Annotated in this window: 19 protein-coding genes and 1 pseudogene; 14 read left to right on the top strand and 6 right to left on the bottom strand. The window is 36.7% G+C overall.

Going from position 1 to position 20,116, the window contains the following annotated elements:
* Positions 1 to 274 precede the first annotated feature (274 nt).
* Complete coding sequence (locus L1967_RS18715) at positions 275 to 805, top strand: DUF1003 domain-containing protein (protein WP_249603032.1); 531 nt, start codon at positions 275 to 277, stop codon at positions 803 to 805.
* A 19-nt stretch (positions 806 to 824) separates the two neighbouring features.
* Here the strand turns inward: L1967_RS18715 and L1967_RS18720 are convergent, their stop codons facing one another.
* Positions 825 to 1,400, bottom strand: a complete 576-nt coding sequence (locus L1967_RS18720; RefSeq protein WP_249603033.1) for a Crp/Fnr family transcriptional regulator — start codon at positions 1,398 to 1,400, stop codon at positions 825 to 827.
* A gap of 76 nt (positions 1,401 to 1,476) precedes the next feature.
* Between L1967_RS18720 and L1967_RS18725 the strand changes: the two genes are divergently transcribed.
* Positions 1,477 to 2,163 carry an HAD family hydrolase gene (locus tag L1967_RS18725; RefSeq protein ID WP_249603034.1) on the top strand — a complete coding sequence of 229 codons (687 nt, stop codon included), beginning with the start codon at positions 1,477 to 1,479 and terminating at the stop codon, positions 2,161 to 2,163.
* Between the two features lie 77 nt (positions 2,164 to 2,240).
* Here L1967_RS18725 and L1967_RS18730 read toward each other — a convergent pair whose 3' ends face one another.
* The 5 genes from L1967_RS18730 to L1967_RS18750 form a co-directional block, all read right to left on the bottom strand.
* A complete protein-coding gene (locus tag L1967_RS18730) occupies positions 2,241 to 2,681 on the bottom strand; it encodes a DoxX family protein (RefSeq protein ID WP_249603035.1) in 441 nt (146 codons plus the stop codon).
* A gap of 134 nt (positions 2,682 to 2,815) precedes the next feature.
* Positions 2,816 to 3,511 (bottom strand): DUF4097 family beta strand repeat-containing protein, encoded by a 696-nt coding sequence (locus tag L1967_RS18735; protein WP_249603036.1) that lies wholly within the window; start codon positions 3,509 to 3,511, stop codon positions 2,816 to 2,818.
* A 29-nt stretch (positions 3,512 to 3,540) separates the two neighbouring features.
* Positions 3,541 to 4,350, bottom strand: a complete 810-nt coding sequence (locus L1967_RS18740; RefSeq protein WP_249603037.1) for a DUF4097 family beta strand repeat-containing protein — start codon at positions 4,348 to 4,350, stop codon at positions 3,541 to 3,543.
* A 20-nt stretch (positions 4,351 to 4,370) separates the two neighbouring features.
* Positions 4,371 to 5,153 (bottom strand): zf-HC2 domain-containing protein, encoded by a 783-nt coding sequence (locus L1967_RS18745; protein WP_249603038.1) that lies wholly within the window; start codon positions 5,151 to 5,153, stop codon positions 4,371 to 4,373.
* Positions 5,150 to 5,680, bottom strand: a complete 531-nt coding sequence (locus L1967_RS18750) for an RNA polymerase sigma factor (protein ID WP_249603039.1) — start codon at positions 5,678 to 5,680, stop codon at positions 5,150 to 5,152. The genes L1967_RS18745 and L1967_RS18750 overlap by 4 nt, the downstream gene beginning before the upstream one ends.
* Positions 5,681 to 6,203: 523 nt before the next feature.
* On the opposite strand from L1967_RS18750, the gene L1967_RS18755 reads away from it, so the two are divergent.
* From L1967_RS18755 to L1967_RS18810, 12 genes and pseudogenes are all read left to right on the top strand, one after another.
* Positions 6,204 to 7,955 (top strand): alpha-L-fucosidase, encoded by a 1,752-nt coding sequence (locus tag L1967_RS18755; protein ID WP_249603040.1) that lies wholly within the window; start codon positions 6,204 to 6,206, stop codon positions 7,953 to 7,955.
* A 437-nt stretch (positions 7,956 to 8,392) separates the two neighbouring features.
* Positions 8,393 to 8,983: a TetR/AcrR family transcriptional regulator gene (locus L1967_RS18760; RefSeq protein WP_249603041.1), complete on the top strand. Its 591-nt coding sequence runs from the start codon at positions 8,393 to 8,395 to the stop codon at positions 8,981 to 8,983.
* Positions 8,984 to 9,014: 31 nt separating this feature from the next.
* Entirely contained in the window at positions 9,015 to 10,070 is a 1,056-nt protein-coding gene (locus tag L1967_RS18765) for an efflux RND transporter periplasmic adaptor subunit (protein WP_249603042.1), read from the top strand.
* Positions 10,071 to 10,081: 11 nt separating this feature from the next.
* Positions 10,082 to 13,207: an efflux RND transporter permease subunit gene (locus L1967_RS18770; protein ID WP_249603043.1), complete on the top strand. Its 3,126-nt coding sequence runs from the start codon at positions 10,082 to 10,084 to the stop codon at positions 13,205 to 13,207.
* Positions 13,208 to 13,214: 7 nt separating this feature from the next.
* A complete protein-coding gene (locus tag L1967_RS18775) occupies positions 13,215 to 14,519 on the top strand; it encodes a TolC family protein (RefSeq protein WP_249603044.1) in 1,305 nt (434 codons plus the stop codon).
* A 402-nt stretch (positions 14,520 to 14,921) separates the two neighbouring features.
* Positions 14,922 to 15,647, top strand: a pseudogene (gene bla, locus L1967_RS18780) (subclass B1 metallo-beta-lactamase); the annotation flags it as partial.
* Entirely contained in the window at positions 15,630 to 16,226 is a 597-nt protein-coding gene (locus tag L1967_RS18785) for an alpha/beta hydrolase (protein ID WP_249603064.1), read from the top strand. The pseudogene bla and the gene L1967_RS18785, both read left to right, overlap by 18 nt.
* A gap of 267 nt (positions 16,227 to 16,493) precedes the next feature.
* The gene (locus tag L1967_RS18790; protein ID WP_249603045.1) at positions 16,494 to 16,919 is read left to right on the top strand and encodes a DoxX family protein; all 426 of its coding nucleotides are present in this window, start codon (positions 16,494 to 16,496) and stop codon (positions 16,917 to 16,919) included.
* A gap of 2 nt (positions 16,920 to 16,921) precedes the next feature.
* Positions 16,922 to 17,413: a glutathione peroxidase gene (locus L1967_RS18795; protein WP_262917466.1), complete on the top strand. Its 492-nt coding sequence runs from the start codon at positions 16,922 to 16,924 to the stop codon at positions 17,411 to 17,413.
* 343 nt (positions 17,414 to 17,756) lie between these two features.
* On the top strand, positions 17,757 to 18,353 hold the full coding sequence (locus L1967_RS18800) for a Crp/Fnr family transcriptional regulator (protein ID WP_249603046.1): 597 nt from the start codon (positions 17,757 to 17,759) through the stop codon (positions 18,351 to 18,353).
* A gap of 532 nt (positions 18,354 to 18,885) precedes the next feature.
* Positions 18,886 to 19,662 carry an SDR family NAD(P)-dependent oxidoreductase gene (locus tag L1967_RS18805; RefSeq protein WP_249603047.1) on the top strand — a complete coding sequence of 259 codons (777 nt, stop codon included), beginning with the start codon at positions 18,886 to 18,888 and terminating at the stop codon, positions 19,660 to 19,662.
* 75 nt (positions 19,663 to 19,737) lie between these two features.
* A complete protein-coding gene (locus tag L1967_RS18810; RefSeq protein ID WP_249603048.1) occupies positions 19,738 to 20,079 on the top strand; it encodes a hypothetical protein in 342 nt (113 codons plus the stop codon).
* Positions 20,080 to 20,116: the final 37 nt, after the last annotated feature.

Consider the following 20,116-nt stretch of genomic DNA (forward strand, 5'->3'; position numbering starts at 1 on the left):
AATTCTATTGTATCTTTGTCAAGTACAGAGTACATAAAGGGTTGGTTTTGATAATTGTATGTTTCGCAACACAAATATCTGCAACCCTTTTTTATTTTTAAAAAAAGTTTAAATCATTTCATAGTGAACTAGCACCAAAAACCTGTAATACTATAAATCATCATTCATTTAGATTTTCCTTAGTTAAGCTATATGATTTTTTACTAGCTTTATAAGCCTCTGCGATTATACGCTCGTTGTGGCAGATTTATTAAAAACCGAATTCAGATCAATAATGGATAAAGATATAGACAACCTTTTAACTGCTAAATCTGAGCAGATAAAGAAACTCCAGGAAATAGTAAAAAAAGCTATTGAAGAAGAATCGTTAATCACAAACAATCTTTTAAATCCACCGAAGGAAATACTCACCAGAGGCCAAACAATTTCTGATAAAGTAGCCAAATTTGGAGGAAGCTGGGCATTCATCATTTCTTTCTTTATCGTTCTGGTGGCCTGGGTTGCCTTTAATACCTTAACCCCTGTAAAAGATAACTTTGATCCTTACCCTTTTATATTAATGAATCTTATTCTTTCTTGTATCGCTGCGCTGCAAGCGCCTATAATCATGATGAGTCAGAACAGGCAAGAAGAAAAAGACCGAAAAAGAGCTGAAAATGATTATCTGATCAATTTAAAAGCCGAATTAGAAATAAAAGCACTAAACCAGAAGATAGAACTTTTAATCGAAGACCAAATTCAAACACTATTTGAAAGTCAACAAGTACAGTTGGAGATTTTAAAGAAGCTTGAACAAAAAATATAAAGCAATTATCTATCCCCATTTAGGATGGATTCTCTTTTAAACTCTTTAGCGATCTATTAAGACTTCGAATAGAAATTCCCAGATAAGCAGATAGGTCTGATTTCGAGATTTCAAAATCATTCTTCTTTTGCATTTCCATAATTTTCGTCAAAGAATATTCAATCGAATATAATTTTTGATGAGAAGCCTTTTTACTCGTATTGATTATTCTTTCAGCAAAGGAATGAATGATCATTTTGTTCAAAGAAAGATTCCCATTCAAAAGCTTTAGAAAGTAATTCTTAGGAATTTTAAAAGCTTCAACTTTAATAATCGATTTTACTGAGCATAAACAGGTTTCATCTCTAATGATTTCAAGCTCTCCAAGTATTTCACCTGTACTCAAGAACTCCAGTATATATTCCTTTCCATTTTCCTCTTCGAAATAGACTTTACAAATTCCCGATTTGATCAAATATACATTTCGCACAATCTGATCCTGCTCCATCAAAATTTCATTAGATTCAAAAGAAACTAACTCAATCCCTACGCTATCATTTGCATGCTGAAAATGATCCTCTATAAATTTTAAAAATTCCTGATTTATTCTAAACATTTTTTCACTGGGACAAATGTCCTTGATTACAGATTAATTTGAACAGAAGTTTGCACTTCAAACAAATGTAAGAATAATGAATATAGAAACTATAGCCTTTGATGCAGATGATACTTTGTGGGTTAACGAACCCTATTTTCAAGCTACAGAAAAAGAATTTTGCTGCCTATTAAATGAATTTATGTCCGAAGATAAAATTTCAGCTGAGCTCCTTAAAACCGAAATGAAAAACCTTGAACTTTATGGTTACGGTATCAAGGGGTTTATGCTTTCCATGATAGAAACACTATATAGTATCACGGAAGGAAAAGCTGATTTAAAGCTGGTGCAAAAAGTAATCGATTTGGGGCAAACCCTTATTCAACAACCTGTAGAACTTATAGAAGGGGTAGCATACACCTTAGAAAGGTTAAGTAAAAATTATAAATTGGTATTGGCTACAAAAGGAGATTTGTTAGATCAGGAAAGAAAATTAGAAGCTTCCAAGCTTGGAAAATGGTTTCATCATATTGAAGTGATGAGCGATAAGAAACCTAAGAATTTTCAAAAACTACTTCGACATATAGAAGTACCAGCGGAAAACTTTCTTATGGTTGGTAATTCCGTACGATCAGATATTATCCCTGTATTAGAAATCAACAGTTATGCAGCACATATCCCATTTCACACCACCTGGATACACGAAAAACATGAAACAAACATGGAGCATCCCAATTTGCTGAAATTAGAAAAAATTGAAGATATTCTAAATCATTTATTTTAATGACGAAGAACATAAAATTGGAAAACTACGACATAAAAAATAACCAGTCCGCATTATTTGGACTGGTTACTCTATTTTTAAGCTTCTAATACTTTTAAATCTTCGTATTTCTCGGCTAAATACGTATCTGCTCCGGTAGACCATAAGGCGCCGTAAATTAACAAGGGTTGAAATAATAACCGAATAAAACGTTTACGGTCTGAATCCAATCCAAAAGCATCGATCCTATTGCGATACTGCGAGATATTTCCCGGAAAAATAACTACGTAGAATAAGGTCAACATAAGTCCGGTACTTATTCGCTTTTCCTTCCAAAGGATCATCAAAAGCCCTAAAGTTATTTCGACAAAACCGGAAGAAATAACGGTGAAATCCATCACTTTTTGATTGGCCGGTAACCATCTGGGTACCTGGCCCTGAAATTCCTTTCGCTTAAATGTAAGATGTGCGATACCTGCAAAAACCATAGCCGAACCCATTAAAATTCTAACTATACTCCTACTCTTTTTTGATTTCATAGCTTTTCTTTTAAAGGTAAGAAAGTATGGAGTGAAGAAATATAAAAGCGGAATATTTATAAAAATTTTGACATTCTTTAAATATTCCGCTACATGTTAGGCGATACAAATTGTTAGATTTTCTTTCTATTGCATTATTCTTTACGCATATAAATATTACCTGAAATTGTTTCAAGTTTTGTTCTTTGCTTACCATTACTCACAATCCCCTGAACTCTACTGGAAACTGATTTTTTAAAATTGTTATTAAACCTATCAATCTCAAGATCAGAATAAATAGTTCCGGTAAGGGTTTTTGCATCAACTTCTGCTTTATCCATAGTAACATCCAGACTACCGCTAACCGTCTTCAGTGAAAGTTCCCCTTCGTACTTCTTTAACTCTACATTGCCCGAAACTAAATCGGTTACCAGTTTCCCAGAAAAATTGTCTGAAAACACATTACCGGTGATGCTTTTTATTTTAAGATTACAATTTCTTGGAACATGAACAACATAATTGATTTCCGTTTTATGATCTCCGCAATTAAGCATTATATTGTTTCGTTGCTTAAAATAATCTCCATAATCAGAATAAATATTCATCTCTCCTGAATATTCTTCAGACTTTAAACTGAAGGCTTCATTGCCTTCTCCGTTATCCAAAAGAACACTGGCTGTAACATTTACCTCATTACGATCCCACTGAATAACTTTGATGTTTGAGGCGAATTTAAAATTGAAATTGATCTGTTGACCTTCAGAGGTCTTAAATTGCTCTTCAACTTTTCGTTGCGCATAATTAGCAGTAGTAAAAAGTACTATAAAGCTTACTAAAAATAGATTTTTCATAATTGTCATTTTTTGATTGATAACTGTAATTATTTTTTCCTTAGATAAATATTTCCGATGGATGCCTTTAGGGCTATTTTCACTCCTCCGTTATTAATATTTCCTGTAATGGATTTATGTCCACCAATAGCCTTAAGTCCGTCCTCCCTTGGTTCAATAAGATTAAAGTTTGAGTATACCGAACCCATTGTAGATTTTAGTTCTACTGATGCCTTTGTGTTAGAAGGAAGGCTCACATCGATCATACCGGTAGAAGAACTGATGGAAATTGGTGCCGTTTGGTTTACGCTGGTAAAAACAGCATCAATATTTCCTGTAGAACTATGCGCGGTTACTGGACCGGTTACATTATTAAGTTTAATATAACCAACAGTAGTATTTATTTCAAGTTCATTAGTTATATTCTGGATGTTCGCACTGCCTAAATTTCCACAGTTCATTTTTATCGCAACAGCATTAGGAACAATTATCGTTAAACCTTTACGCTTATAAAACGATTTAAGATCGTTTATCCTTAGAATTTCGCCATCCTTCTCCATATAAATCCCTACCCCTGTATTATCCTCTCCTCCGGCATAAATTGCAGTTAAGCCTTTCGCCTTTTCATCTTCTTCTGGTTCGTAAAACTCTTCCTGATCCATTTCCTCTTCATTTCCGCAGTTGCTGCAACCTTCTTTAATGATAATCTCATTTGATGCTCCCTTTTTAAGAAAAATAGAAGTCCCCGTTTCAATTTCGATTCTTGAAATCCCACTTAGCGATTTTTTAAACTCTTTTTGAGCATTGGTAACTATGCACATAAGCATAAAGACAATACTTAACATACCTGTTCTTTTCATTGTTTTCTTTTTTTGATTGATTATAAAATTTGATCGAGTCCCTGATTTACCTGAAATTTCACATAATCTGGCACTTCAGGCTGATTTAAAAGTTTTTTCATTGGGGTAACAGAGCGTTCGTCCTTGATATGTACCAAAAACTGAATGATAGCGATCTGAACATCTGGATTTTCCTCGGTTTCCAACGCTGATATAAAAGCATCTTTTACAAGCCTGTTCTCCTGAAACCTTGATAAGGACGCCGCTGCAGCTAATCTTACATTTACGTTATCATCTTTTTGCAGTCTTCCTACAATAGCTTCCAATACCTGATTATCTGGCATTTTTATTTCCTCCGAATAATTTACCGCCTGAATTCTCTTACTGGCAGAACGATTGTCTAGCATCGCTAACGTCATATTTGTTTTTAGCTGCTGGGACTGTTCCTGCAATTGGACAATTTGTGTGTGTGCAAGTTGTGTCCCTCGGTATTCCCCATAGAGATATCCCAACAGCAGCAATAAAAAAGAAGCCGCAATCTGAAATGCCCTTTTCCAGTAAAGGGGTTGTACTTTTAAAGCGTCATCTTTTTTTAGACGATGCTTTTCTCGCGTAAGCATCTGCTCAAAAGAATCAAGATGTCCCGGCAGTGGTTTTTCCTGTGGAATTACTTGTAAGGTATCAAGCAGTTTTTTACGCGCTTTTAATTCCCTATTACAAGCTTCACACTGGGTAAGATGTCCTTCAAATTGGCTGACTTCTTGCTTTGAAAGTTGCCCTTCTAAATAATCAAAAATCCTTAGTTCTATTTCTTTACAATTCATATCTCAACAGATTCAAAAAATAATTTCTTTAGTTTTTTTAATGCCCGGTGTGCTTTTATTTTTACGGCATTTTCTGTACTTCCTAAAAGCTCTGCTATTTGCAGATAACGCATTTCCTGAAAACGACTGAGTACTATTATTTCTCGCTCATCGGGTGCTAATTTGCGCATCACCATTTTTAGCTTTACAATATCTTCGTTTGTATCATGTTCCTCCCTAATTTCCTTAACACCAGAATAGTCTTCACGTACATATTTCTTTTTTTGATCTTTAAAATAATCGTAACTAAGATTACGAGCGATGCTGAATATCCAGGAATCAAACTTTCCGCCTTTATAAGATTTTCGATATTTAATCGCCTTATAAAATGTGGTTTGCATTAAGTCTTCACAAGTATCTCTATCTTGGATCATTTGCATAAAAAAGTTATAGATCCACTGGTGATAGCGTTCATACAGTATCCTCATATCGTCCAGGTGATCCTTTGCAATCCTGGTCATCAATTCTTCGTCGGTTAGTTTTTCCAAGTATTCGATGGTGTTTATTATAAAGACCCGGGCATTTTAAAAAGGTTTCATCATTTTAAAATTTTAATTAAAAACCTCAAACCATAGGTTGCAATACGATATAAATACTATTTAGAAAATATCACAGCTTCATAGAGTATACTGGCTCATACTCATAAATTATTTTATAAATATTAGCTACAAACAACAGCTTGTATAAATATTTAAAATAGGTAATCATTTCTGAGGTAATAAAAAACTATGAATAAGCAAAATAAGTATAAGTATTGGCAAAGAATCAAACAGTAAATCACTGAAATAATATATAACTTTAGCTAGCTGTGCGCTTATAAACATAGAGTTTCATTATTTTTAATTTGATGTTATCACGTATACATCATTTATAAAAGTTATTACAAAGAATAAACAAATTCCTGAATTTAAAATAAGGAAGTATATAACCTGAATGATTCTAAAAAGTTTAAAGTCCCTTTCAATCTCATACATAATGCTTAAGTCTAAATTAAAAATCCTCATTTTTTCAATGCTTACTGCGCCCATTTTATTAGTCGGATGTAAAAATTCTACGGCTATATCAGAGGTTTCTACTACAGAAATGAATTATGAGTTACCGGCTATTCCTGACACTCATACCCTTAAGGAAAACTCTGTTCCTTTGGAAAACTCAGATACTTTTGAACAGGTAACCATTGACATACCGATAACGCAGGGACCTTATAAGCCTACATGGGCCTCCATTGAACATAATTATCCAGGCACTCCTGAATGGCTAAGGGAGGCCAAATTAGGGTTATGGGTACATTTTGGCCCACAATCTTCAGGAAATAGCGGTGACTGGTATGCTCGAAGGCTTTATATACCCGGAACAAAAGCTTATAAAAATCATATTAAAAACTATGGACATCCTTCTAAAATAGGTTACAAAGAAGTCTTGCGCGAATGGAACCCCGAAAAACTGGATCCTCAAAAACTTGTGAATATCTATAAGGACGCCGGATTCAGATTTTTAATCATTCAAGGGGTTCATCATGATCAATTTGACTTATGGGAATCGAAATATCAACCCTGGAATGCTAAAAATTTAGGCCCTAAACGCGATCTTTTAAAGGAATGGAAACAGGCGGCACGCGAAGCAAATATGCGATTTGGAATCACTTTTCATCACGAGTATTCTTGGTGGTGGTGGCAAACCGCATTTCAGGCTGACCAAGAAGGCTCACTTGCGGGAGTTCCCTACGATGGCAATCTAAGTCTTGAAGATGGCAAAGGCACCTGGTGGGAAGGCTATGATCCCAGACTGCTTTATGGCATAAATCTTAGGGAATATGAAGGTGTTGCATCCGCAGCCAATTCGGCCTGGAGTCCACCACCCGCCGGAATTTTTAAAAATCACCTCAACTATGCCAACTGGTATAGCAAATGGTGGGCAGCCCGCATGATGGATGCTGTAGATAAATACCAGCCCGATTTTATATATACTGATGGAACCGATCAACAACCTTTTAGCGGTTATGGTACCGGTACTGGTTATAAGTCAAATGCCATGCAGCATGTAATTGCAGATTATTATAACAAAACTCTTAAACGCCGGGGCAAGGTTGATGTATTCAGCATAGTCAAATTTAGAAAAAAGACAAACGGAACAGTAAATACCGAAGAAGGCGGAATACCACAACAGATTAAAACAGATCAGGCCTGGATTGCTGAAACTCCCGTTGGAGACTGGTTTTATGCCCCTGATTTCACCTACAGTTCTAAAGCTGTTATCCGTTACCTGTTAGAAGAAGTTGCCCGGGATGGTAATGTAGGTCTTTGCGTGTCCTTACTCCCTGATGGTTCACTAGATGCTGGTAGTTCTCAAATGCTTAAAGAAATGGGAGAATGGATGAGAATAAATGGAGAAGGGATCTACGGCAGCTATGCCTGGAAAATTATTGGAGAAGGAGAAAATGACAAACTTAATGTTTTACCAGGTGGAAAAATAGGGGCCAGACAAGCAAATCATAAATTTAGCACTGCTGATATCCGATTTACCAAAGGCAAAGATGATAAATTGTATGTATGGGTGATGGCCGTTCCTAAAGCAGGTGAAAAATTACAGATTAAATGTTTAGGATTAAATGATAATCTCCTGCAAAAAAAAATCAAACAAGTAAAATTATTGGGATATAGTGGTGCACTAGACTGGCAACAGGAAGATGAAAACCTTTTTATTACCTGTCCAGATGAAATGCCTTTTAATATCGCTATTGGCTTTCAAATTGACATTGAATAAATACATCTATTTAGCATCTATTAAAATTAGACTTCTCTTTGCTACTTTAAAGAAAGTAGAAAAAATATGCTATCATGAACAATATCCCTTCAGGCGGATGGCTTAGCGAACTGTCTTTTAAATCCAAATGCTTCCTATAAAAACCTATCAGTATCCCATTCTACCATCAGTAAATAAAGACTAGGAAAAGCTTTGCAAGAAAGAAAAACAAAAACTAACGCCTCAGAAGAAATAAATATATAAAGCTTTTATTATTAGTTCTCTTTAGTCTGCTTCATTAGTACCTTATCATTAATTTTCAATATAAACTCCTGTTTAAAAGACTATTAAAACAATGCACAATCAATTTTTTTCTTAACTTAATACTAAATTATTTTTCAGATTAGACAAAAATAGTAATTTTGTCCAAAATCAGACGTAATTATATTTTTTGTTGAATGAAAGACGATTTAGTTAAAGATCACATTATTAATTCTTCTGTTGCAGTATTTAAAAAATTGGGGTTTGATAAAGTCACGATGGATGATATTGCAAAAGCCGCAAATAAAGGTAGGAGCACACTCTACTACTACTTTAAAAACAAAAACGAGGTTTTTGAGCAGGTGGCCGAAGTGGAATTCCTTTCTATAATAGAACCAGCCAAAGCGAAAATTAAAAAATCCAATAACATTGAAGAAAACCTACGGTTCTACAATGAGATTAAACTCAAAAGTCTCATAAACAAAACCAAAGAGTATACTTTTTTGCTGGAAGACATTAAGCAAAACTTAAACATTGCACATTCCCTATTTATGAAGTTAAGACATATAGAGAATAGCATTTTTCAGGAAATACTCACGTGGGCTATCAATAAAAAAGAAATCGCTCCCATTAGTCAGGAAAATATGCAATTTTTAGCAATGACTATGGTAACCGCCTATAGCAGTTTAGAAAAAGAAATGCTGCTTTACGGTTCCTTAGAAAATATGTCGGTAAGGCTCGATTGGCTGGTCAACATTCTTATTAAAGGTTTAAAATACGATCAATAACGAAAATCCTCACAAATTAAAATTATAACATATGCGCAAGTTTCATTTCATCCTTTTGTTTTGTTTAGCAACGTTAACACTTCAAAGTTGTAAAAAAGAAGAAAAAGAAAGGGAAATTCAACCCATCGAGGTTAAAACCGTAATGGTTGGCAACACTTCTTTAGAAAGTAGTGGAGCCCATTTTTCTGCCACTGGTAGAATTGCTGCCGATAAAAGCGTAAAACTAAGTTTTCAGGTATCCGGGACCATTGAACAATTTCCGGTAAGTATGGGCGATTTTGTACAAAAAGGAAGCCTAATTGCCAAAATAGACGGCACCGCTTATCAAAAACAATATGAAGCAAGAAGAGCGCAAGCTGAAATGGCAAAAGACAATTACAACCGTGTAGAAGAAGTCTATAAAAAAGGAAGTATTGCTGAAGTAAAAATGGTAGAGGCACGCTCTAATTACAAACAGGCCGAAGCCGCCGCGCAAGCCAGCTACCAAAACGTAAAATTTACCCGTATTACCGCTCCTTTTACCGGTTATATTGGTGAAAAAATGATGGAAACCGGAGATCTGGCATCACCCGGGCAACCCATCGTCGATTTTTTTGATATCAATAAGCTTAAAGCCATCATTCCAATTCCAGACGATCAGGTAAACCAATATCAAACCGGAGATAAAGCCATTGTAAAAATAGAAGTCTTAGATACCGAATATGAAGGTGAAATCACCGAAATATCCGTACAATCAGACAGCAACACCCCTAGCTATACCGCAAAAATTACCATTAATAATGACGATAAAAAAATTAAGCCCGGGATGGCCTGTACCGTTACACTTCCCGAAAAAGAAAATACTTCAGAAGAAACCTCTAACACTTTCATTGTTCCTGTAGAAACCGTATCGGTAACCGAAAAGAATGAAAATTTTGTCTATGTAGTAAACGAAAACAAAGCAGAACGACGCATTGTAAAAACCGGAAAACTATACAACAATGGCATCACCATCACTGAAGGTTTGCAAAAAGGAGATCAACTTATTACTTCAGGCTACCATAAGCTCACTCAAGACACTCCGGTAACAATTATAAACAAACAATAAGTCCTTATTTTATGAAAAAGCAAGGTTCGATGATAGAATGGGCAATGAAAAACAAAGCTTTTCCACTGGCATTAGCTTCTGTTTTTGTGGTGATTGGCTTGTTAGGGCTTTTCAATATGCCCCGTAACGAATTTCCTGAATTTACGATTCGCCAAGGATTGGTAATGGGGTTTTATCCCGGCGCCAATTCACAAGAAGTAGAAGAGCAGCTTACCGCTAAAGTCGAAAAATTCCTGTTCAGCTATAATGAAGTAGACAAAGAAAAAACCTACTCTTATACCCGTGATGGCGAAATGTACATTTATGTGGAAGTAGCCAACCGCGTAGGCCACAATGAAACTGAACAATTTTGGAACAAGATTAAAAACGACCTATTAATCTTTCAGCAGCGTAGTGTTCCCCCCGGTGTTAAGGGAATTATAGTGAACAGTGATTTTGGAAGTACCGCCGCGATGATCCTGGCTGTAGAATCTAAAACCAGACCTTACAAAGACCTGCAAAAACACGTAGAAGAAATAGAAGATCAACTTCGCCAGGTGGAAGGGATGGCAAAAATTAGCCACTCTGGCGGACTTACCGAGCAAATTGCGGTTTACGTAGATCAAAATAAACTGGCACAATACGGCATTAGCCCGGGCACTTTAATGCAAAGCTTGCAATCGCAGGGAACCATACGGCCCAACGGTACGTTAGAGTCGCCCACTTTTGACCGCCCTATAAATATGGACGTGTTCCTTAAAAATGTGACCGATATTTCCAACCACATTGTAAGCACCGATCGGGACGGTCGTGTGATCCGTATAAAAGATATTGCCGAAGTAAAAAAAGAATACGAAGATCCAGACTCCTTTATTACCGCCAACGGCACCAAAGCGATGATCATTACGCTCGAGATGGCTTCAGGCAACAATATTGTACAATTTGGAGACCGAATTGATGAAAAACTCGACACCTTTAAAGAACAACTTCCGCAGGATATTCAGGTAAGAAAAATTGCCAATCAGCCCGAAGTAGTTCACCACTCCATAAGCCACTTCCTTAAAGAATTTGGCTTTGCCCTGGCGGGTGTAATTATTGTAACCCTACTGCTCCTACCCTTTCGTGTAGCTTCAGTTGCCGCAGCCACCATTCCTATTACCATTCTCGCCACCCTTGCGTTAATGTTTATGTTGGGAATGGAGCTGAATACCGTAACCTTAGCCGCCCTCATTATCGTACTGGGGATCGTGGTAGATGATCCCATTGTGGTCATAGATAACCACGTAGAGAAACTAGATGAAGGACAATCGGTTTGGAAAGCCGCCCTTAACAGTGCCAAAGAACTTTTCCCATCGGTATTTACAGCAACCCTTGCCATATCGGCCACCTTCCTGCCTTTAGTATTCTTTATGACGGGAACCGCGAAAGACTTTTTAAGTACCTTCCCCTATACCATAATGCTGGCATTATTCCTTTCGCTCGCCATTTCTGTATTATTAGTGCCCTTCTTCAATACCATATTCATTAAAAAAGGATTGCACCATAACAAAAAGGAAGAAGACAAAGAGAAGAAAAAATCGATGCTAGAAAAGTTACAGCACTTCTTCGATAAGAGTGTTGAAAGCGCAATGAAGCATTATAGAACTACAGTAGGTATTGGTGTACTTTCCATAGTTTTGGGAGTATTCTTTTTCTCTAACCTATCGCAAGAATTGTTTCCGGTAATTGAAAGGAACCAATTTGCTGTAGAAGTTTATCTTTCTAAAAACAGCAGTCTCGAAGAAACCGAAAAAGTAGTAAAAGAATTTGAGAAGGTTTTAGAAAAAGACGAGCGTATTCACGACTATACCAGTTTTATAGGCGAAAGTTCACCGCGTTTCCATATGGTTTACGCGCCCAACCTTCCCGCTAAGAACTATGCTCAAATTTTGGTCACCACTACCTCAGACGATGCTACCGAAGAAGTGCTGAAAGAATATGATAAAAAATACGCTGAAATGTTTACCAATGCGTATTTAAGGATGAAACAGCTAAATATGATTGCCAAACCCGCACAGGTAGAAGTGCGCCTTTTTGGTGATAATATCGACACCTTAAAAAGCTACGGAGATAAAATCATTGACCTGGCAAGAGAAACCCCAGAAACCATTTGGTCCAGAACCAATTATGGGGAAATGCAGCAAACCGTTGCCATTGATGTCGATGAGGCCGAAGCATCACGCATAGGACTTACCCGTGAAAATATCGCCAACACCATAGCGATGAATATGGAAGGATTAAATGCCACACAGGTTTGGGATGGCGATTATGCCATTAACGTAAAAGTAAAGGCTGAAGATCATAAAGATCAATCGGTTTCCAGCCTAAGGGAATTATCCATTATCTCACCTAATACCGGTAAAACAGTACCACTACGTCAGGTAGCCAAGATAACCCCGGGTTGGGAACAAGAACAAATTGTAAGACGTAACGGAATGCGCTGCTTAACCGTACGTGTAGATATTGAAAAAGGAGCCGTAGCCAATGTGGTATTAGGTAAACTTCGTCCTAAAATCGAAGAAATGGAGCTTCCAGACAGTATCACTGTAGGCTATGGAGGTGAACACGAAATGAGTCAGGAAAACCTGGTACCTATGGGAATCTCATTATCCATAAGTGTCCTTATTATTTTCCTTATCCTGCTTTGGCATTTTAGGGAATTTAAACAAGCCCTATTAAGTTTCATCACAATGCCACTTAGTATATTTGGTGCAGCCCTAGGACTAATGTTAATGCAATATCCTTTTGGATTTACTTCCTTCTTAGGGATATTGGCACTTTGCGGGATCGTGGTAAGAAACGGTATTATTTTAATCGATTTTGCCAATGAATTAAGAGTTCATCACGACCATTCAGTATACCAAGCTGCCGCACACGCCGCCAAACGAAGAATGCGTCCTATTTTCCTTACCTCCTCTGCCGCCGCCGTTGGAGTGACGCCAATGATTATTAGTAGATCAAGTTTATGGGGACCATTAGGAACCGTTATCGCCTTTGGTTTAATGATGTCTATGATACTTACCCTATATGTTTTACCCGTATTATACTGGTTGTTCTTTAGGAACGAAAAAGACGAAGAGGAAAAAGAAGAAACAAAAGAAAATAATGCAAACGCCTAGAAATAGTATGAAAAAGATGCTAATAAAGAACAGTACACCCCTTGTTATTTGGTGTATGCTAAGTTTTTTGTCCTGCGGAAGTTTACTTGCACAAGAAAAACTAAATTTAGAAGAAGTTAAGCAAGCCGCATTATCGTACAGCAACGATATCAAAAACGGAAAAATAAGAATAGAACAGGCCGAAGCCGCCAAACAAGAAGCTATTGCCAATTATTTTCCGCAAATTAGTGCAACCGGAATCGGCTTATATGGGTTTAAGGACTTTGTACCACCCATCCCAGAAATACTGCCCGATGGAATCGATAATTTTTATCAGGCCGGAGCCACAGCAACCGAAGTTGTTTACGCCGGCGGAAAAATAAGAAGCGCCAGTGCCCTGGCAAGTCTTCAGGCAGAAACCCGAACCATACAAGCCGAGCAGGCAACAGATTCGGTAATTCTAAATACCGAACAAAAATACTGGCAACTGGTACAAGTACAAGAACAACTTAAAGCCATACGCGCTAGCAAAATGTACCTGGACGAATTACTGAAGCAACAACAAGATTTGCTTTCAGCCGGACTTATCGCCAAAAATCAATTACTTCGGGTAAGGACCAACCGCAGCAGAGTACTTTTACAACAAAGCAAACTCGGCAATCAGCGTAAACTGGCATTACTTGATTTAGGGCTTTATGTAGGGAAAATTTACGATACGACGACCGTAGTCACAGATACGTTAAAACAAGTTACCCCACCCAGACTTAAATATCCTAATCCTGATCTCGATTTTCAAAACAACAATAATTACAAGCTGCTTGAAAAATCGATAACCGCATCCCAACTGCAAACGAAAATCACAAAAGCCGACTTATTACCACAGGTTTCTGTTGGAGTAAACGCGGGTTATTTCGGGACGTTCAACGATGCAATTGACAGTCAGTTTATGCCGGTGGCCTTTGGGATGGTAAGCATTCCCATCTCCGATTGGTGGGGAGCCGGTCGTCATAAAGTGAAACAAAAAGCGCTGCAGGAAAAAATTGTTCAGAATAATTTCGAAGATCGCAAAGACGAGCTTAAAATAGGCATTATGAAATCCTGGTACGACCTGATGGATGCCTACAAGCAAATTAACTATGCAAAGGACAATCTGGAGTATGCCAATGAGAACCTAAAAGTTCAACGGGATAATTACAACAGCGGACTGAACAACCTTACGGATCTGTTAGACGCGCAACAACAAGAAGAATCGGCAGAAACCGAATACGCCAATGCTTATGCCAATTATAAGATTGCAGAATCAAAGTATTTGTTTGTAACGGATAATTTATAAAATAAAGGAGGATTTCTCCATTGTAACACTTAGGATCACAAATCCTCATAGCTTTACAGTCTTATTTAAACAACTTTGCATTTTCAGTGCAGCGGTTCATGAATACGGGGACTTTTAGTCCCCTTTTTTATTATATTCTAAAATTAGAATGAACTGAACTATCCCGGGGATGATATTCTCAACAATCATAACCAGTCAACCAAACCTTCGTAATCGACAATCAAGAATAGCTACCTGAACTACGTTCAAAATCACTGCAAGTTCAATGAAAACATGGTCTGAGCTAAGAAATTCTTCCAAAATTTAGTTACCCCCATAAATCTGCTGCCATTGCAAGTATAAGACTCGGTAGATTTGCTATCTTAGTCCCTCGCCAATCAGCAACAGCACCTTTTTGCAAAAATGATAAAATTCCTACTAAACGTATTATTCATTGTCTTGATTTTCAGTGCTTGTAAACCGAATAATCACTATAAAGATTATGAATCGGAAAGACTTCAAATCAAGCGAATCAACGATAATATATTTCAGCATACTTCTTATTTAGAAACAAAAAGCTTAGGGGTGGTTCCTTGCAATGGAATGGTCTATTTTAATGGAAATGAAGCTATCATTTTTGACACGCCCACAAATGATAAAGCTTCATCCGAATTAATCAATTGGATAGGTAACAAACATATCAAGGCAGTTTTGGTAACTCATTTTCATATCGACTGTTTGGGCGGATTAAATCCATTTCACGCTAACGGAATTAAATCTTATGCCACAAAACAAACCATTCAATTAGCCAAAGAAGATCACAGAGAAACAGTACCTCAAAATGGTTTTGAAAGTGAGTACGAATTTCAAATAGGAAATGAAGTTGTTTTTGCCAAATATTTTGGGCAAGGACACACAAAAGATAATATTATTGGTTACATACCCAGTGAAAAAACATTATTTGGCGGTTGTTTAATCAAGTCAGTTAACGCGTCAAAAGGGAATTTAGCCGATGCCAATACTTCTGAATGGCCTAAAACCATTGAAAAATTAAAACGAGAACTACCTGAAGTTGAAATTGTAATTCCCGGACACGGAAAAAACGGCGGGAAAGAGCTTTTAGCTTATACGATTGATCTGTTTAAAGAAAAGGAACCGATCATTTTCTTTCTGCATAACCGATTTTTAGAAGAGCATCAATTAAACGAATCGCATCCGGAATTTGGACGGACTGAATACCAAGAAATCTTAGCTGAATTTGAAAAGAGTGGACTGCAAGTCATCAGCGAAAAAAGAAACGGTAATGTAAATGCCCGCGAATACGCTGTTGGCATTGTGAATCAGATAGACAGTTTAATAGAAAACGGAACTTTACCCAATAAAATAACCGTTGTAGGAACGTCTAAAGGCGGATATATTGCGCAATACGTTTCGACCTTAGCGAACAATCCTGAACTCAATTTTGTGTTTGTGGCCAGTTTTCAGGAGAGCGATATTCAAAACATTCCAGAAATCAACTATTGTGGCAATATATTAACGATTTATGAAAAGTCAGACCCTTTCGGAGTTTCGGTAATGGAGCGAAAAAATAATTCCACCTGTCACATTGAGAATTTTAAAGAAATAGCACTGAATACCGGGATGGGACACGGTTTTTTATTCAAACCCTTACAAGAGTGGATGGAGCCAACTATAAAGTGGGCAAAGGGGAATTACAAGCTGAATTAAAATGTATAGAATAACACTTTATAACAAAATTAAACATACCCTTCATTTTCCTTCTCCTTATAATACTTGGCCGGGATGCTAAAGTTGAAAAGAAATCATCCATACGACCATTTCAACAAGTATTGCTTCCGCCCTACTCCAAAAAAAAATCAACCGCTAAATTTTCCATAAAAAAGCCCCCTAAAAACATAATGTCATTATAAAATCCTTTTCCTCCAGTAAAATTGTCGTTATATTTGTGTCGTAAACGATTCAATCTATATCGATATGAATAACAAAACGTCTTCCCTTCAAAACATTGCCAGAATCCTATTGGGAGCTTTAATGGTAATAGCAGGGACAGGTCACCTCACCTTTCAAAGAGAAGAGTTTTTAGCCCAAGTACCGCGATGGCTCCCAGAAAATCCAATTTTTATGGATGCCGTGGTTTTATCTTCAGGAATTATTGAAATCCTTTTAGGCTTGGCAATGCTATTTCCTATGAAACACAAAGTAAAAGTAGGATTAGCCCTAGCCATCTTTTATGTATTAATATTCCCCGGGAATATTTCACAATACACCAATGAAATTAGTGCTTTTGGGCTGGATACCGACACTAAAAGATTAATTCGTTTATTCTTTCAGCCTGTTTTAATTCTTTGGGCCTTATGGTCCACAGGCGCGTTACGTGATATACTCAACAAAAAAAATTAGATATGGAAACGACAGCACAAAAAATTTACGATTTTAAAGCCACAACCTTAACCGGCAAAGAAATGGGTTTAGATCAATTTAAAGGTAAAACCATCATTGTAGTCAACACCGCAAGCAAATGTGGCTTAACCCCACAATACGAAGGCCTCGAAAAGCTATACCAAAATTATAAAGACAAAGGATTGGTGATTTTGGGCTTTCCCTGCAATCAATTTGGGAGCCAGGAAAAAGGATCTTCTGAAGAAATTAGTGAATTTTGCCAGGTGAATTACGGTGTATCTTTTCAGATGTTTGAAAAAATAGAAGTGAACGGAAAGAACGCCCACCCCCTATACAAATACTTAAAGTCTGAACTTTCTGGTGGTATATTGGGAAGTAAAATTAAATGGAACTTCACCAAGTTTGTGATCGATAAAAACGGAACTCCCGTAAAAAGGTTCGCTCCTACTACCAAACCCGAAAAAATGGAAGAATTCATTCAGAAAATATTATAATTCTGAATGAAATTTCCCCTTTAAAATGACGAAAATAGTAAGGTGCAAACCAACATTAATTCAGAAACAAAAAAACGTCAGTTTGAGTGATTTTTGGACAGATAACAACTGTATCTAGCATTCAAAATGTTACTTTAATGGACGGTCTTGACGCTGAACTAGCAAAAATGAGGTTAATAAAACTAGTTTATTCATTATTAATCCCTTAAAAATAAAATTCAAACAAAAAAAACACTAATTTGTCACTTATAACAAAACTTAGAAGCACAGTAAAAGCAGATGCAAATATTAGGACAGTATTCTATAAAAGCTGTTGTAAATTTGAATTCACCAAGTAAATGCTATGATGGATACCTGCATAGATTATAGTGAACAAGTAGAAACCCTACTGAAAGAAGTCATCGTTTCAGACACAGATCGGGAAATACTAAAAACGTTCGGCACCATTAAGGAACTGAAAAAAGGAGAACTTTTTCTTGAAAAATTTGCACCAAGCAATAAGTTTGGATTTATTATAAAAGGCAGCATTTATTCTTACGATATCGATAAGAGCGGAGAAAAAAGGGTGACCGGATTTTATTTTCCACCCAATAAAAATACCCTTATCGATTACCAAAGCTACATTAACGAAGAGGCCATTAGCCAATGGTATGAATGCTTTGAAGATACCGTTATGATCTCTTTTAGCAACGTTAGATTTAATGAACTTTTAGCAAAAGCCCCTAACCTGATCGTGGTGAGGGTAAAATTCGCCGAAGAGAGATACTTTGATTCCTTGAATACCATTAAATTGCTTCAGGCAAAAAATGCGGCCGATAAAGTAAAAGAGCTAATGCAGCAATCACCTAATATTTTTAAAATATTCCCCTACTCCTATATCGCTTCCTATTTGGGGATGCACCGCAATACCTACCGCAGAATCCTGGCCAGGATAACTTAAAACCGTTAAAAAATAATACTGATTTTAACCAAAATGACATTTAGAAAACTAAAACTTCCTTTGCCAAAAATCCTGCACATTCATTCCTAAATAAACAGTGAATATCCCTGCGGAAATTTTACAAATATGCTTCACAAATCGCTGAAGAAAAACTTCTGGTATTTAGAAAACTTCAGTCTGTATTAGTTTATTATTCAAAGCTTGTATTTTACATTTTAATGCTGCCTCCCGTTTAAGATTTGACTTCAACTAATTTAAAAATTCAATAAAAAAGCCGCCACGCCTTCTCTAAAATTAAATCAAGCCCGCTTAATACATTATCCATAAAATCGCTGTTATTTTTTTATAATATCACCATCAATAACTATAAATTAATCCATTTTCATTAAATATTGCACCATTTGGTGCAGCTTGTATCGAATTAATTTTAAAAATTTGTTAGAGTAATATTTAGAAATCGATTTTGGGCATTTTAGATGAGATTTACGGTCCGATAGTTCATTCATAATTAGATTGCTGTTATTAATTTAATATGAAAAACTTAAAAGATAAAATAATAGTAGTTACGGGAGGAGCTAATGGTATGGGGCGCGAACTCACCATACAGCTGGTTGATAAAGGCACAAAAGTAGTTGCCGTAGATATCGACCAAAAGGGCTTAAAAGAGGTGGAAGATTTGCTGGGCAAAGAGCACGTAGCCATACATAAAATAGACTTAACCAACCGGAAAGATGTAGAGACCCTACCCCAAATGGTGCTCGACCGTTTTGGGGCAGTTGACGGGATTATTAACAACGCAGGGATTATTCACGAGTTTGTAAAGGTAGAAGATTTGAATTATGAGACCATTGAACGGGTGATGAACATTAATTTTTATGGTACCCTGAATATGATCAAAACATTCCTTCCGCTGCTGCGAAAACGACCAGAAGCATATATTGCTAATGTAGCCAGTATGGGTGGTTTTATCCCTTTTCCCGGGCAATCTATTTACAGTGCCTCAAAGGCAGCCGTTAAAATATTGACCGAAGCCCTGTACGGAGAATTAAAAGATTCCAACATACGTTTTGTACTGGTTTGTCCGCCGGCCGTAGATACCCCTTTAATAGATCAGGCCAAAGACGGTCCTTCCTTCTTACAAGGTGAAAGCAAGATGAAAAAAATGATGATGGTTACCCCGGAAGAAGTTGTTGATGATGTGGAAAAGTGCATCGAAAAAGGTAAACAAATCAGCTATCCGGGACCGGCCAAATACGTGAGCTTTATGAGTCGGTTGTTTCCAAAATTAGCAGCTAAAATGAGTGGCTAATTGCCACGCGACAGCGCAAAGAGTACACTTTAATTCACAAAATTTAAATCATTTAATGCTTCAGCTTATTTAATTATGGAAAATCATTCGCATCCCAAAACAAAATGGCATCACTATATATGGGCGTTTTTAGCCGGTATTTGTCTAATTAATACCTTACCCCATTTTATTAATGGCATTATTGGGAATAACTTTCCATCAGCATTTGCCGATCCGCCGGGAGAAGGATTATCCTCACCCGAGTATAATATCCTTTGGGCAATGATCAATTTTATCCTGGGGTATCTATTTCTGCATTTAGGAAAAGTAACAAAAAGCCAAAACAAGTTTCTCAAAATCATTTTTATCACAGGTTGCTGGGTAATGGCCTTTTTCTTAGCCTATTATTTTGGTGGCATTATGAGTAAGTACCAATAGCATTCTAAAACCCCAAACATTTATAGCCACTTCAGAA

The sequence above is a fragment of the Zunongwangia pacifica genome (assembly GCF_023499215.1).
GTDB lineage: Bacteria > Bacteroidota > Bacteroidia > Flavobacteriales > Flavobacteriaceae > Zunongwangia > Zunongwangia pacifica.

Excerpts from the sequence above, each read along its gene's own strand:
- L1967_RS18715 (WP_249603032.1), top strand. The coding sequence starts at position 275 with ATGGATAAAGATATAGACAACCTTTTAACTGCTAAATCTGAGCAGATA.
- L1967_RS18720 (WP_249603033.1), bottom strand. The coding sequence starts at position 1,400 with ATGTTTAGAATAAATCAGGAATTTTTAAAATTTATAGAGGATCATTTT.
- L1967_RS18725 (WP_249603034.1), top strand. The coding sequence starts at position 1,477 with ATGAATATAGAAACTATAGCCTTTGATGCAGATGATACTTTGTGGGTT.
- L1967_RS18730 (WP_249603035.1), bottom strand. The coding sequence starts at position 2,681 with ATGAAATCAAAAAAGAGTAGGAGTATAGTTAGAATTTTAATGGGTTCG.
- L1967_RS18735 (WP_249603036.1), bottom strand. The coding sequence starts at position 3,511 with ATGAAAAATCTATTTTTAGTAAGCTTTATAGTACTTTTTACTACTGCT.
- L1967_RS18740 (WP_249603037.1), bottom strand. The coding sequence starts at position 4,350 with ATGAAAAGAACAGGTATGTTAAGTATTGTCTTTATGCTTATGTGCATA.
- L1967_RS18745 (WP_249603038.1), bottom strand. The coding sequence starts at position 5,153 with ATGAATTGTAAAGAAATAGAACTAAGGATTTTTGATTATTTAGAAGGG.
- L1967_RS18755 (WP_249603040.1), top strand. The coding sequence starts at position 6,204 with ATGCTTACTGCGCCCATTTTATTAGTCGGATGTAAAAATTCTACGGCT.
- L1967_RS18760 (WP_249603041.1), top strand. The coding sequence starts at position 8,393 with ATGAAAGACGATTTAGTTAAAGATCACATTATTAATTCTTCTGTTGCA.
- L1967_RS18765 (WP_249603042.1), top strand. The coding sequence starts at position 9,015 with ATGCGCAAGTTTCATTTCATCCTTTTGTTTTGTTTAGCAACGTTAACA.
- L1967_RS18770 (WP_249603043.1), top strand. The coding sequence starts at position 10,082 with ATGAAAAAGCAAGGTTCGATGATAGAATGGGCAATGAAAAACAAAGCT.
- L1967_RS18775 (WP_249603044.1), top strand. The coding sequence starts at position 13,215 with ATGAAAAAGATGCTAATAAAGAACAGTACACCCCTTGTTATTTGGTGT.
- L1967_RS18790 (WP_249603045.1), top strand. The coding sequence starts at position 16,494 with ATGAATAACAAAACGTCTTCCCTTCAAAACATTGCCAGAATCCTATTG.
- L1967_RS18795 (WP_262917466.1), top strand. The coding sequence starts at position 16,922 with ATGGAAACGACAGCACAAAAAATTTACGATTTTAAAGCCACAACCTTA.
- L1967_RS18800 (WP_249603046.1), top strand. The coding sequence starts at position 17,757 with ATGATGGATACCTGCATAGATTATAGTGAACAAGTAGAAACCCTACTG.
- L1967_RS18805 (WP_249603047.1), top strand. The coding sequence starts at position 18,886 with ATGAAAAACTTAAAAGATAAAATAATAGTAGTTACGGGAGGAGCTAAT.
- L1967_RS18810 (WP_249603048.1), top strand. The coding sequence starts at position 19,738 with ATGGAAAATCATTCGCATCCCAAAACAAAATGGCATCACTATATATGG.